This window comes from Streptomyces tendae, from assembly GCF_014650435.1.
Lineage (GTDB): Bacteria > Actinomycetota > Actinomycetes > Streptomycetales > Streptomycetaceae > Streptomyces > Streptomyces tendae.
Genome location: NZ_BMUY01000007.1, coordinates 200,303 through 213,134, shown reverse-complemented (window position 1 = coordinate 213,134; position 12,832 = coordinate 200,303). Strand labels below are relative to the sequence as shown.

The 12,832-nt window shown below is 72.0% G+C and carries 13 protein-coding genes; 5 read left to right on the top strand and 8 right to left on the bottom strand.

Annotated features, from left to right (window positions below; translation table 11 throughout):
- Positions 1 to 75 precede the first annotated feature (75 nt).
- Together IE258_RS20065 and IE258_RS20060 are read right to left on the bottom strand one after the other, a co-directional pair.
- A complete protein-coding gene (locus IE258_RS20065) occupies positions 76 to 1,833 on the bottom strand; it encodes a lysyl oxidase family protein (RefSeq protein ID WP_189745377.1) in 1,758 nt (585 codons plus the stop codon).
- A 293-nt stretch (positions 1,834 to 2,126) separates the two neighbouring features.
- Positions 2,127 to 2,636: a 2'-5' RNA ligase family protein gene (locus IE258_RS20060; RefSeq protein ID WP_189745375.1), complete on the bottom strand. Its 510-nt coding sequence runs from the start codon at positions 2,634 to 2,636 to the stop codon at positions 2,127 to 2,129.
- 148 nt (positions 2,637 to 2,784) lie between these two features.
- Between IE258_RS20060 and IE258_RS20055 the strand changes: the two genes are divergently transcribed.
- Positions 2,785 to 3,813 (top strand): S66 family peptidase, encoded by a 1,029-nt coding sequence (locus tag IE258_RS20055; protein WP_189745373.1) that lies wholly within the window; start codon positions 2,785 to 2,787, stop codon positions 3,811 to 3,813.
- A 94-nt stretch (positions 3,814 to 3,907) separates the two neighbouring features.
- Here IE258_RS20055 and IE258_RS20050 read toward each other — a convergent pair whose 3' ends face one another.
- On the bottom strand, positions 3,908 to 4,774 hold the full coding sequence (locus IE258_RS20050; RefSeq protein ID WP_189745371.1) for a LysR family transcriptional regulator: 867 nt from the start codon (positions 4,772 to 4,774) through the stop codon (positions 3,908 to 3,910).
- 109 nt (positions 4,775 to 4,883) lie between these two features.
- Between IE258_RS20050 and IE258_RS20045 the strand changes: the two genes are divergently transcribed.
- Complete coding sequence (locus IE258_RS20045) at positions 4,884 to 5,186, top strand: hypothetical protein (protein ID WP_229892259.1); 303 nt, start codon at positions 4,884 to 4,886, stop codon at positions 5,184 to 5,186.
- 46 nt (positions 5,187 to 5,232) lie between these two features.
- Here the strand turns inward: IE258_RS20045 and IE258_RS20040 are convergent, their stop codons facing one another.
- Positions 5,233 to 5,694 (bottom strand): MarR family winged helix-turn-helix transcriptional regulator, encoded by a 462-nt coding sequence (locus IE258_RS20040; protein WP_189745367.1) that lies wholly within the window; start codon positions 5,692 to 5,694, stop codon positions 5,233 to 5,235.
- Positions 5,695 to 5,754: 60 nt separating this feature from the next.
- Between IE258_RS20040 and IE258_RS20035 the strand changes: the two genes are divergently transcribed.
- From IE258_RS20035 to IE258_RS20025, 3 genes are all read left to right on the top strand, one after another.
- Positions 5,755 to 6,123 (top strand): VOC family protein, encoded by a 369-nt coding sequence (locus IE258_RS20035; protein ID WP_189745365.1) that lies wholly within the window; start codon positions 5,755 to 5,757, stop codon positions 6,121 to 6,123.
- A 101-nt stretch (positions 6,124 to 6,224) separates the two neighbouring features.
- The gene (locus tag IE258_RS20030) at positions 6,225 to 6,605 is read left to right on the top strand and encodes a VOC family protein (RefSeq protein WP_189745363.1); all 381 of its coding nucleotides are present in this window, start codon (positions 6,225 to 6,227) and stop codon (positions 6,603 to 6,605) included.
- Between the two features lie 125 nt (positions 6,606 to 6,730).
- Positions 6,731 to 6,955 carry a helix-turn-helix domain-containing protein gene (locus tag IE258_RS20025; protein WP_159326827.1) on the top strand — a complete coding sequence of 75 codons (225 nt, stop codon included), beginning with the start codon at positions 6,731 to 6,733 and terminating at the stop codon, positions 6,953 to 6,955.
- 39 nt (positions 6,956 to 6,994) lie between these two features.
- On the opposite strand, the gene IE258_RS20020 is transcribed toward IE258_RS20025, so the two are convergent.
- From IE258_RS20020 to IE258_RS20005, 4 genes are read right to left on the bottom strand one after another with little or no spacing between them, the layout of a single operon-like run.
- Positions 6,995 to 8,422: a salicylate synthase gene (locus tag IE258_RS20020; RefSeq protein WP_189745361.1), complete on the bottom strand. Its 1,428-nt coding sequence runs from the start codon at positions 8,420 to 8,422 to the stop codon at positions 6,995 to 6,997.
- A gap of 59 nt (positions 8,423 to 8,481) precedes the next feature.
- Positions 8,482 to 10,248 (bottom strand): ABC transporter ATP-binding protein, encoded by a 1,767-nt coding sequence (locus IE258_RS20015; RefSeq protein ID WP_189745359.1) that lies wholly within the window; start codon positions 10,246 to 10,248, stop codon positions 8,482 to 8,484.
- Positions 10,245 to 12,065, bottom strand: coding sequence for an ABC transporter ATP-binding protein (locus IE258_RS20010; RefSeq protein ID WP_189745357.1), 1,821 nt, complete (start codon positions 12,063 to 12,065; stop codon positions 10,245 to 10,247). Before IE258_RS20010 ends, IE258_RS20015 begins: the two co-directional genes overlap by 4 nt.
- Positions 12,062 to 12,790 (bottom strand): class I SAM-dependent methyltransferase, encoded by a 729-nt coding sequence (locus IE258_RS20005; protein WP_189745355.1) that lies wholly within the window; start codon positions 12,788 to 12,790, stop codon positions 12,062 to 12,064. The genes IE258_RS20010 and IE258_RS20005 overlap by 4 nt, the downstream gene beginning before the upstream one ends.
- Between the last annotated feature and the right edge of the window lie 42 nt (positions 12,791 to 12,832).

The window sequence follows — 12,832 nt, the reverse complement described above, 5'->3', positions numbered from 1 at the left end:
ATGGAGGAGCCGACGGCCACCGTGGGCGGCCGTCGGCTCTTCGCAGCGGGGCGCTGACGCCCCCGCGGGGTCAGGTCAGTTCGCGTTCACCAGGTCGTGCGCCGGGACGGTCACGGTCCGGGCGTCGGGCTTGCCGCCGAGCACGATCTTCCGCAGCGCGCTGTTGTTGTCGAGGCTGGTCTCCTTGAGCCGCTTCTCGGGGTTGGCCAGTACCTGGATGTAGTACGTGCCGTTGGGCACGTCCGTGATGTCGAAGGACTGGCCCGGCAGGTCCTGCGAGTACGTGTCGCCCGAACCGACGTCGAGCACCTCGCGGACGGAGATGGAGTTCTCCTCGCCGCAGGCGGTGGCCAGATCGGTGTTGTACGGGTGCCAGTTGGCGTTCTTCACCGTGTAGTCGATCGCGTCGGTGTTGGCCAGGCAGAAGGCCTCCTTGCCGCTGCGCACGGCCTCCTTCTTGTCCGCCTTCAGCAGCCGGTAGCTGGCGAAGTCGGTGAAGTGCCAGTGCATGTGACCCGGCCGCGGGTCCCACTCCATGGTGCCGGTCGGGGTGTAGCCGACCTGCTTGCCCTTGGCGTCGTAGAAGTACTGGTAGGCGTCCATCTTGGCCTTGCCGGGCGACCGGAAGCCGTCCACCACCAGTTGCGCCGGACCGGCGTTCCACACGTTGGCGCTGAAGGCCAGGTAGTCCTTGCCGGGGATGTCCTTCTCCCCGTCGGTGACGACGATGCCGTAGGCCGGCAGCGAGCGCAGGTCGGGCTTGGGGACGTCCGGTACGGCGGGCTTGCCTGCCGGTCGCTTCGCCAGTGGCTGGAGCGCCGGGGCCTTGCGCGAGCCGTCGGTCTGGCCGCCCTTGTCGCCGACCGGCAGGGAACGCGCGGCCTGCTCCTTCTTCAGCGCCCAGGGCAGGGCGGGCGGCGCCGCCTTGAGCGGTCCGTGGCCCACGTTGTACGAGGGGCCCGCTCCGCTCGTGGCCGGCGCCGCCGCCTGGGCGGGAGTCGGGGCGTGTCCCGGCCCGTGGCCCGCGTGTGCGGCCGGGGCCTGGTGGGCTGCTTGGTGACCGGCGTGTTCACCGGCCGTCGCGGACCTGGACGCGGCCGATCCGACGGCACCCTGGTCGTCCTCCCAACTCCGTTCCACCACGGTCACCTTGACGGTGGCGGGCTTGTTCTCGATGCCGAACAGGTCGCGGTACTTCTTGGCGACCGAGACCTTGGCGGTGTAGGTCCCGGGCGCCAGGGCGGCCGGCTCCGTGTAGGAACCCGCGTAGGTGTTGGCCGCCCAGCCCTTCTCCACGCCCCAGACCGAACCGAGGGTGAACGGGTTGGTGGGGCAGCTCTCCGGATACTTGGAGGTGGCGGGTGCGTCCGGGCGTACCCGGCCGCTGGCGTTGTTGGGGCAGAAGTCCTCGGTCCGGCTGAGGACCTTCTTGCCCGCCTTGTCGGTGACCGTGACCTCCGCGAAGCCGGGCAGTCCGGAGAAGTCCTTCACCGTTCCCTTGGGCAGCGTCTTGGCCTTGGCCTTGCCGCCCTCGTACACGGTCTGGGTGATGGTCACCGGGTCCTTGTAGGACTTGCGGGTCACCTTGAGCTCCAGCGGCCTGCCCTCTGCGGTGAGGTAGGTGCCGAGGTCGAGGTAGACGCCCGGGTCCTCCTTCCAGGAGGTGAGCGTGAGCGAGTTGGTCGCGGCGATGAGGCTCAGCTTGGGCCCGGTCGCCGCCTTCGCCGGCTCCGCGGTCGCGGCCACGAGTCCGGCGGTCACGGCCATGGCGGCGACGGCCGTGGTGCCCGCGAGCAGTGGACGTCGCAGCCGGGTGGTGCGCGTTCTGGTCATCGATCCCTCGTCCTTCAGGTGCTGGGGGGTGCGGTGGGAAGGAAGCAGGCGGGCACATGCTGTGCCCGCGCTGTGAGAGGGAGCGGTCGGATGCCCGGTTGTCCAGAAGGCGGGAACCGGGAGGAGGTTGGCCGGATCGCTGTGTCGTGGACGAAATCAGGCTGAAGTCATGGATACGGACCGCCTGGTGGCGGGTGGTGCGGTATACGGGCGCGGGCAGCAGACAGCCGGGCGAAGCCGACATGCGCACCCCGCCAAGCTGTCACGGCCGCGACCTGACCCGGTAGGAAGAACTAGCGGCTGAGCGGCAGTTCGGCGAGGCTGTGCCAACCCGTGTCGGTCAGGCCGACCACGTGCAGGGCGGTGACCTCCGTGGTGATCGGCAGGGCGGCGGCGGTACGGCGGGCGATCTCGGCGGCGGCCTGCGGGGCGACGTCCAGGGCCACGGTGAGGTGCACCGGCGGGCGGGGACCGAACCGGCCGCCGTAAGGGACCTGATCCGGGAACGCTGTGCGGACGGCGTCGGCTGTCCGGCCCAGTTCGGGCACCGGGACACCGACGAACCCGCCGATTCGCTCGACCGCGGTCAACCTGACGGGGACCGGGCCGACCGGTAGGGCGACCCGCAGCCGGTCCACGTCGGACCCGTCCACCTCGTCGGCGGGCAGCCAGGGATAGAGCAGCGCGGCATGTGCGGGCACACCCGGTCGCACCGCCAGTGCGTCCACCTCGGCGGCCGACCGCAACAGCGGCTCGGCGTCCGGCAACAGCGCCAGCACGGCCGTCGTACCCGTCCGGGCCATCTCCTGCCCCTCCCCGTCCCTGGTCGCACCCCGGTCGAGCCGACCCTACGCGTCCGAACGGTCCCGGCGATGACGGGCCGGCGCGGCGGGTGCGGGTCGAGGAGGCCGGCCTTCAGGAGCATCGCGTCACTGTGCCAAAATCCGGCGCATGGCTGTTCGATACCCGTCTCCCCTGCGTCCCGGCGACCGTGTTGGTGTCACCTCTCCGTCCAGCGGGGTCCCGAAGGAACTGCGTGAGCGACTCGACGTCGCCGTCCGTGAGGTCCAGGACCGCGGGTACGAGGTCGTCGTCGGCCGGTGCATGGACGGTTCCGGGCACGTCAGCGCCTCCGCCGCCGACCGGGCGAGCGAGCTGATGTCGATGCTGACCGATACGACCATCAAGGCCATCGTGCCGCCGTGGGGCGGCGAGACCGCGATCGACCTGCTACCTCTGCTCGACTGGGACAGGCTTCGGGAAGCAGAGCCGACCTGGTTCGTCGGGTTCTCCGACATCTCGACCCTGATCACGCCGATGACTCTGCTCACGGGGACGGCGACCGTTCACGGCAACAACCTCATGGACACGCCCTACCGAGTGCCTGAAGGACTGCGATCGTGGCTCGACGTCGTCGCGGCACCCCCGGGTCACCGGTTCACCCAGACACCTCCCGGTCGCCACCGGACCACCGGCTTCGACGACTTCGCCGCCCGCCCGGACGTACGCGAGTACACGCTCGACTCGGCGGGCGCCTGGACGCGGCTCGACGGGAGCGGTGACGTGGAGGCCGAGGGAAGGCTGATCGGCGGCTGCACGGAAACCCTGTGCAATCTCGCGGGGACGGCCTACCTCGATGTCACGGCTTTCGCTCGCGACGAGTCACCGGACGGGCTGCTGGTGTACGTGGAGGCAGCCGGCGACGATGCGTTCACGATCTGCCGCAACCTGCACGGCCTGAGGCTCGCCGGGTTCTTCGACCGGGCCAACGCGATCCTCGTCGGCCGGACCAACGCACCCGGCAACCGTTCCCTCAGCCAGCACGAGGCCGTCCTCGACGCACTCGGGTCTCTCGACGTCCCGATCATCGCCGACGTCGAGTGCGGGCACGTCCCGCCCTACATGCCGATCGTCAACGGAGCGTACGGCCGCGTCGTTCACACACCGAGCCGGAGCGAACTGACGCAGACGCTGGACTGACGCGCAGGGCCGGCCGCCCGTCACTGGCCGAGGTGCGGGTCAACAGGCCGTCGCTCAGGCATCCGTTCACGGCCGCGTGCGTCGGAGCGGGCGTTCACGCCCCCGCCGATCGTGCGCTCGCCTCCGCGGCGGCGGCGACGAAGGAGGCGACCAGGTGGCGGCGGTCGTCCTGCGACCATGCCAGGACGAGTTCGCTGTCGGGGGCGTCGGTCACCGGCCGGTAGACGAGGTCGGGGTGCATGGGCCGGGCGAGTGAGCGGGGCAGGAGTGCGACGGTGCGGCCCAGTCTGATCATGTGCAGGACCTCGGCCGCGTCCGTGACCTCGGGCCCCTGCCCGGCCTCGGGCGCTCCGGTCCAGCGCACGCCTTTCCAGCGGGGCAGCGTCTCCTGGGCGAGGTCGGCGAGAGTGACCTCCGAGCGGGCGGCGAGCCGGTGGTCCGGCGGCAGGATCGCGACCCGTCCCTCGACCATCAGGGTCTCGTGGTCCAGGCCGGTCAAGTCGTCGAACGGCGCGTAGAGCAGGGCGACATCGGCGCGGCCGTCGCGTACGTGGTCGGCGCGGTCGGTGGCTCCGCCGAACAGGATGTCCACCTGGCGGGCGTCGGGACGGTCGGCGTAAGCGGCCAGGATGCCGGACAGGAGGTTCGCGTCACCCCCGGGTTTGATCACCAGGCGCAGGCGACCCTGGTGATCACCGGCCCGGCGGGCCCTCTCGGCAGCCGCGCCGACGGCGTTGAGCGCGTGCCGGCCGTGGCGCAGGAGCGCGTCACCGGCGGGAGTGAGGGCGACGTGTCTGCTCGAGCGCTCCAGCAGCCGCACTCCGAGCCGGGATTCCAGGCGCCGGATCGCTTTGGACAGGGCCGGCTGCGCGATCGCCAGGGCGGCCGCGGCGCGCCCGAAGTGCAACTCCTCCGCCACGGCGACGAAGTACTCCAGCTCGCGGGTCTCCAGCTCGGCCATGCCGCAAGGCTACCGCCCGATCCATTCCCATGAGGCATGGAACGAGATCGGATGGATCTTGGACGGGCGGGAAAGATGCCTGTTCCCTAAAGGCATGATTCACCACACCATGATCGTAGCGTTCGACAATCCGATTCCCGCGAGTGAGCTGGACCAGTACCTCAAGGAGTTCGAGGAGCTCGTGACGGGTTCGGGTCTGGTCGAGTCGGTCGCGACCCGGCACCACATCCGCGTCCCGGGCGACGACCACGCCCCGGTGGCCGTCGCCAGCGCCGTCGTGCAACTGCGCCTGACCGACCTCGACGCCCTGAACGCGACCTTCACCATGCCCGGGGCCGTCGACCTCATCAGGCGCTGGCAGGCCCGCCACCCGTACCGGGCCGTCTGGGCCAATCACGAGCCGCTGGCCTGATCCGCACTCCGGCCGGGCGCGGCGTTCGGATGGGCCGAGGCGCGGGCTAGGAGGCATCCTCGTCGCGCTCGCGCAGGGAACCGATCATGCTCTGCAGACTGCGGAACGCGTGCGCCTGCTCCGCCTCGGTCATCCCGGCCAGCATCCTGACCTCGACGGACCGGACCGCCACGGTCGCCTTCTCCAGGCTCCGGCGGCCGCTCGGCGTGAGCCGCGCGGGAAGGACCTTCCCGACGGCCGCCTCCGCGGGCCTGGTCACGTAGCCCTCGCGTTCCAGGGTCTGGAGCAGCACGTTCATCGTCTGGCGGGTCACGAACGCGCCGCGCGCCAGCTCGGAGTTCGACAGGCCCGGCCGCTGGGCCAGCAACTCGAGGCAGGAGTAGTGCGTCACGCTCATGCCGAGTGGCCGCAACACCTCCTCCATGGCTGTGCGCAGGGCACTCGAAGCCTCTTTCAGCAGGTAGCCCAGTGATTTGTCCAGGTCGATGCCGGCACCCTTTTGACTCATGTCAGTATTCTGACATACGCTGCGTGTCAGAAAGCTGACATGAAGAGAAGGAGCACCACCATGCCCGCCACCGGCCCCGACTTCCTCTCCCTCCAGGCCCGCGACCTCGACGCTTCACAGGCGTTCTACGAGCAGTACCTCGGCCTCGTCCGCTCGCAGGCCGGGCCGCCGCACGCCGTGGTCTTCGAGACGAAGCCGATCGCGTTCGCCCTCCGCGAGGTCGTGCCCGGCACCGATCTCGCCTCCGTCGCCCAGCCCGGCATCGGTGCCGCGATCTGGCTCCACGCCACCGACGTCCAGGCCATCCACGACGCCCTCGTCGCCGACGGTCACACCATCGTCTCCGCACCGATCGACGGCCCGTTCGGCCGGACGTTCACCTTCGCCGACCCCGACGGCTACCACATCACCCTCCACGACCGCACCTGACCGGCGGAACGGCACCCACCGCCGCCGGTCACTCGTACGATGGCGCGAGGTCGGACGACCGCATCACTCGACCGCGACGCCATCGGGAGAGGTGTCCCCCCATGCACCGGAGCCGTGTGTACGCCGTGATCATCGACGCCCCTACGGCCACAGCCGCCCGGGCGGCGCAGTTCTGGGCGGCAGCCCTCGGAGCCACCGCCGGCCCCTTCGCGCCCGCACCGCAGTTCACCAGCCTGCACCACGCGATTCCGGGGCTGGTCACGGCCGTTCAGGCGGTCGACGACGCCCCTCGCATCCACCTGGACTTCGAGACCGACGACGTGGCGGCGGAGACGGCCCGCCTGATCGCCCTGGGTGCCCAGGAGGTCTCGCAATGGCAGGAGTGCCGTGTACTGCGGGCACCCGGCGGACACCTGCTGTGCGTCCTGCCGGTGGAGAGCGACCCCGACGTCTTCCGCGAGCAGGCGACGTCCTGGCCCTGACCGGCGCCGGCACCGGCACCGGCACCGGCGCAGGGGTTCACTCGGCGATGACCGAAGATGGGCGGAGCACGAGTGGCGGAATGCGTCGGCTCGGCCGCCGCGCCGGGCCCGGAAAGGGAGATGCCATGGCCAAGGCGGTACGGGCCTCGCTGGGCGAGATGTCGATCACGTGTCAGGTCTGCAAGAACGACCTGTTCCGCGAGCGGGGGGTGAAACTCAACAGCACGGGCGGGGAGTTGTTCAACCTGGCCTGGGCCGACGAGAGGGCGACGGGGCTGATCTGTCTGCGTTGCGGTTTCGTGCACCTCTTCGTCAATCCGGAGATCGAACTGCACCGCGTCAAGGTCTGACGCGTGATCGGGCACGAGCGGTCCGCCGGTCGCACGGCTTCAGTCCGCGGAGAACCGCAGATACGGGGCGACGCTGCGCAGTTTCTCGCAGGTCTCCTCGATCTCCCGTTCCGGGCTGGACTGGGCGGTGACCCCGGCGCCCGCCCGTAGCCACGCCTCGTCCCCCGTGCCGATCAGCGTGCGCAGGACGAGCGCGGCGTCCAGGGCGCCGCCGGTGCTCCCCCGGAACACCGCGCCGCCGTACAGGCCGCGCGGCCCGTCCTCGTGGCGGGCCAGCGTCTGAAGTGCGGCGCGTTTGGAGACCCCGGTGGCGGTGATCGCCGGAAAGAGGGAGGCGAAGGCGTCCCAGGGCCCGGTGTCCGGCCGGAGCCGGCCCGTCACCCGTGAGGCGAGGTGCTGCACCGAGCCGCGTGGACGGACCGCCATGTACTCCTCGACCACGACGGAACCGGGACTGCACACGGCCGCCATCTCGTCCCAGGCCAGACGTACGGACACGGCGTGCTCGTGTATCTCCTTGGGGTCGCTGAGCAGTTCCGCGCGCCGGCGCTCGTTCTCCGCCGGGTCGGCGCCCAGGGCGCGGGTGCCCGCGAGCGGCTGGGTGCTGACGCGCCCGTCGCCCCCGACCTCGAGGACCGTCTCGGGGCTGAAGCCGGCGGCCCGGTAACCGCCGAGGTCCAGCAAGTAGGACCGTGCCGGTGTGTTGGCCCGGCGGCCCGCGAGATAGGTGGCGGGGAAGTCCGGGTGGCGCTCGGCGGGCAGCGGGACCTTCCGGGAGACCACGGCCTTCTCCAGCAGCCCGGCGCGGATGTCCCCGACCGTACGCGCGACCGCCTTACCGTAGGCGGCACTGCCGGCCGCGATGATGCCCTCGGTGCCCTCCCGCACGGGTTCGTCGCGGGTGGAGGACTGCCCGGCCGCGGGCTCCGCGAGCAGGTCGGCGACCTTGCGTGCCCATGCCTCGTCCACCGCGCGGACCACCGTCGAGTCGCCGCCGAGGGTGACCTCGACGGACGGGACCATCGCGTGCAGCAGGGGCCGGTCCCCGGCCGACGCGGGGTCCGCGTGAAGGAGGTGGGCGAGTTCGAAGGCCGCCCAGCCGTAGAAGTGGCGCCCTCCGGCGTTCTCCTCGCCCCTGCTCCCCTCGTCGTCCTCGTCACGCAGGGCGGACAGGGCGTCGGCGAACGCCGCCAGTGGCCTCCCGTCGGTCCGCGAGGTCCAGGTGCGCCCGGCGGCGCGCGCGGTGATGCCGCCGGTGTCCGCGGTGACACTCACGTCGGAGCCGGCCGCGAAGTGCCAGACTCCGCCGTCCGCCTCGTACACCACGTACTGGCCCGCGAGTCCGGCCCGGGCGAGGCGGGTGGCGGTGGTCATGGGGTCGAGGCAGGGCTCCCGGGTGCTCTCGCACGCGAGCGGCGGGACGGACCTCGCCCATGCCTCCCAGGTGTTCCGCGATCCGGTGCTCATCGTGTCGTGCCTTCCTTCTGCCGTTCGGTCGGAGGTGGTCGTGGGTTTCGGATGAGCCGTCATGACGGTGCCGCCGCCAGCCGCCACCCGTGGGCCCGCGCACGCCGTTCCCAGAAGGAGGCGTACGTGCCGCCCGCCGCCACCAGGTCGTCGTGCGTGCCCCGTTCGGTGATCCGGCCGTCCTCCAGGACGAGGATCTGGTCGGCGCGCACGACGGTGCTCAGCCGGTGCGCGACGACCAGGAGGGTCTTGCGGTCCGCCAGGGCCCGGACGGCAGTTGCGAACAACGCCTCGTTCTCCTGGTCGAGGGCGGCGGTGGCCTCGTCGAGGACGAGGATCGGGGCGTCCTTGAGGAGCGCACGGGCGATGGACACGCGCTGGCGCTGACCGCCGGAGAGACGTGCGCCGCCCTCCCCCACCTTCGTGGCCCAGCCGTCCGGCAGCTCCTCGATCACGCGGTCGAGGCCGGAGAGCGCCGCGGCCTCGGCCAGTGCTCCGGCGTCCGCGTCGGGGGCGGCGATCCGGACGTTCTCCTCGATCGTGCCGTCGAAGAGGTAGACGTCCTGGAAGACGAGGGAGACATGGGCGGTCAGGTCGTCGGCGGCGATCTCGCGCACGTCGACGCCGCCGATGCGGACGGTGCCCTCGGTGGTGTCCCGGAAGCGGGCGAGCAGAGCGGCGACCGTGGTCTTGCCCGCGCCGGACGGGCCGACCAGCGCCGTCATGCTGCGCTCGGGCAGGCGGAAGGTCACGTCGTTCAGGACCGGGCGTGCGGCCGCAGCGTCCACCGGATCGCCACCGCCCTCGGTGTATCGGAAGCCGACCCCGGTGAACTCCACGCTCCCGTCGCGCGGCGTCTTCGGCTCGGCGGGCTGGGGGAACGGCGGTTCGTCGAGGACCGCGCCGAGGCGTTCCAGGGTGTTGCGGGCGATGCGCATCCCGGCGCCGGCCTCGGCGGCGGACGACACACTGTCGATCAGGCGGACCAGCAGCACGAGGAGCGACAGCAGGGTGGGCACCGTGAGCGAGCCGTCGAGCTGCCAGGACACCCCGAGGGCGAGCAGCAGGGCGAACACGAGCCGGGTGGCGAAGGAGAAGGAGACCAGTCCGGGCAGCCCGCGCGCGATGAGCCGGCGGTCCGCGCGCGCCTCGGCCACCAGGGCGTCGTCCAGCGCCCCATGGCCTTCGGCGGTCCGGCCGAAGGCCCTCAGTACCGGCTGGTTGCGTGCGTACTCGAGGACCCGGTCGGCGGACTCGGCGATCGCGGCGTCACGGCCGAGGTCGAGCCGGCGCATGACGGCGCTGCTCCCCGCCTGGACGGCGAACAGGACGGGCGCGCAGACCAGCAGCACCAGGGCGGTGCGGACGTCGAAGAAGAAGGTGGCGATCACCAGGGTCGCCGGGGTGAGCAGGGAGCTGATGAAGGGGCGCAGCAAGTGGGCCGGTGTGCTCATCACCTGGATGACGTTCTGTCCGGCCAGCCTGCTGAACTCGGCGGTGCGTCCTGTGGTGAACCAGCCCAGGGGCAGGCGCAGGGCCTGGTCCGCCATACGGCGGTGCAGCACCCGGGAGAGCCGGGACCCGACCGTGAACCCGCCGGCGATGGCAGCGCCCTGGAGGAGGGCGTGTGCGAGCGCACAGGCGGCGAACGCCGTCAGCCAGGGCCACACGTCGTCGGGACGGGGGCCGAGCAGGGCCCGCAGTACGGGCACCAGGAGGGCGAAGGCCACGCCTTGCAGGACGGCCGCGCCGCACTGGAGGACGAGCAGCCGGTTCAGCGGGCGGGAGCCCTCCGGCCCGAGGACACCGTAGAGCTGACGGATCATCGTGCACTTCCTTCTCGGATGTCGTCCGCGCTCCGCTGGGCGTTCCACAGCGTGGCGTAGCGGCCGCCGGCGGCCAGCAGGTCGTCGTGGCGGCCCTGTTCGGTGACGCGCCCGTCCTCCAGCACCACGATCCGGTCGGCGGAGCGGACGGTCGACAGGCGGTGGGCGATGACGAGCAGGGTGCGACCCGCCGCGAGCGCGGACAGCGCGTCCTGGATCAGTGCCTCGGAGTGCGGATCGGCGTACGCGGTCGCCTCGTCGAGGACGAGCACCGGGGCGTCGGCGAGCAGGGCCCGCGCGATGGAGAGGCGCTGTGCCTCGCCGCCGGACAGGGTGACGGCCGTGCCGAGTTCGGTCGCGTAGCCGTCGGGCAGGGCCGTGATCCGGTCGTGGATGCGGGCGGCGCGGGCGCACCGCTCGACCTCCTCGTCGGTGGCCTCGGGGCGGCCCAGGCGGATGTTGTCTCCGACGCTCGCCCGCAGCAGCCGTACGTCCTGGAGGACGAAGCCGACCCGGCGGTACAGCTCGGTCGCGGGGATGTCGCGCAGGTCGGCGCCGCCGAGGGTCACCGTGCCGGCGGTGACGTCGTGGAAGCGGGGCAGCAGCGACGCCAGGGTCGACTTGCCCGAGCCGGAGGGTCCGACCAGCGCGGTGACCGTGCCGGGCGCGAGGTCGAGGTCGACGTCGTGCAGGACGTCGGTCCGCCCGTCGTAGGAGAAGGACACCCCGCGCAGGCGGACGTGGTGGCCGTCGGGCAGGACGGGGGTGGCGGGCTCGGGGAGGGTCGGGGCGTGCAGCAGCTCGGTGATGCGGACGGCGGCGGCCTGACCGGCCCGGATCTGCTGGATGCGCGGGCCGACGACGCCCATGGGGGCGGCCACGGCGGGGCCCAGGAGGAGGAAGGGGACGAGTTCGGCGCCGGTCAGCCAGCCCTGGGTCACGAACACGGTGCCCAGCACGGTCAGGAGCAGCAGGACCACGGCCGGGGCGACCACCAGCACGGCGGCGGTGGAACTGACCAGGGTGGTGCGGACCCAGCGGGAGAAGAAGTCGGCGAAGCCCTCGGTGGCGTCGACGAACCGCTCGTGCGCCTTGCGGCCGCGCCCGAAGCTCTTGAAGACGGCGATGCCGGAGGCGAATTCCACGGCGGCGGCGGAGATCCGCCCCACCGCGGCTCCGAACTCGGCCATCTGTGCCGCCGCGCCCGCCATGGCCCGGCTGAACAGGTACACGCCGAGCAGCAACGGCACGACGCTGACCAGGCCCAGGCGCAGGTCGACGGTGAACAGGTAGGCCAGGGCCAGGAGCGGTGCGGTGAGCACGGCGACGATGTCGAGCAGGGTGTGGGCGAACAGCGTGTGCAGCGCGCTCACGTCGTCCTGCACCGCCTGCTTCACCTCGCCGGTCCCCCGCTCGGTGAGCCGGCCGAGCGGCAGCCGCCCGATGTGCCGGGCGAGCCGGCGGCGCAGGGCGAGCTGGAGGTCGTTGTCGGCGAGGTGGGCCAGGGCGCCGGCCGCCGTGCCGCACGCCAGGGCGAGGAGCCCCGCCGCGCAGGCCAGCGCGACCAGCGGCCACAGGGTGTCACCGTCGGCGGGTGCGTCCGCGGTGAGTCGGTCGGCGATCTCGGAGACGGCGATGAACGGCACCACCCCGGCGAGGGCCGCGACGCTCTGGAGGCCGACGGCGACGGCCAGTCGGCCGCGGACGGGCCCGGTCAGCTCACGCAGGGGGCGCGGACGTGCCCCGGTGCCCGCGCCGGGGGCTGCCGGGGTCCGGGACACCGGGTCCCGGCCGGTCTCGGACGGTTGTGACTTCACTTGACGAGTACTCCGATTTCGGGGATGGGCCGGCCGCCCGCCTCGGTGATCCGGCGGCTGGTCATGCCCGCCTCGCGGGCCAGGCGGGCGACGTCGAAGGTGTGCCAGTCGTAGCTGTCGGCGACCTCGCGCACGGTGCGGCCGTCGCGCAGCACCTTCCAGGTCGTGGTGAACCGCATGGCGTCTCCCTCGGTGGGTTCGCCGCCGATCCACCACTCGTAGGTCTGGCGGCCGATGGTCTCCCGCAGGGACATCACCGGAGGGATGACGCGGGGCGAGGAGACGCCCATCAGTTCCACCACGATGGGCGCCCCCTCCGGCAGCCGGGCCGCGAGCCGCTTCCACAGCGCCACGCGCTCGGGGACGGTCAGATGACCGGCCACGCCGAAGATGACGACGGCACTGAGCCGTTCGGGCAGCACGAGGTCCTGGGCGGCGCCGTCGGCCACCGTCACCCGGCGCCGCAGGTCCGGGTCGCGGGCGACCCGGGAGGTGAGCATGGCCCGCATGGTGGCCGACGGTTCGGCGGCGATGATCTCCGCCTCGGGGAGTGCGGCGGCGATCACCTCGGTCACGCGTCCGGTGCCCGCGCCGATCTCCAGGACCGGGCCGTGCGAGACGTCCAGACCCGTGAGGACGCGGGTGAGCGGGGGGCCGCTGCTGGCGGTGTGCCGGGTGGCGACCAGTTCGTAGAACTCGGCCGAGGTCGAGTAGTAGTCGATCACGACGGTCTCCTGGCGGGTGCTGCCGAAGGGGTGGGTGGGACG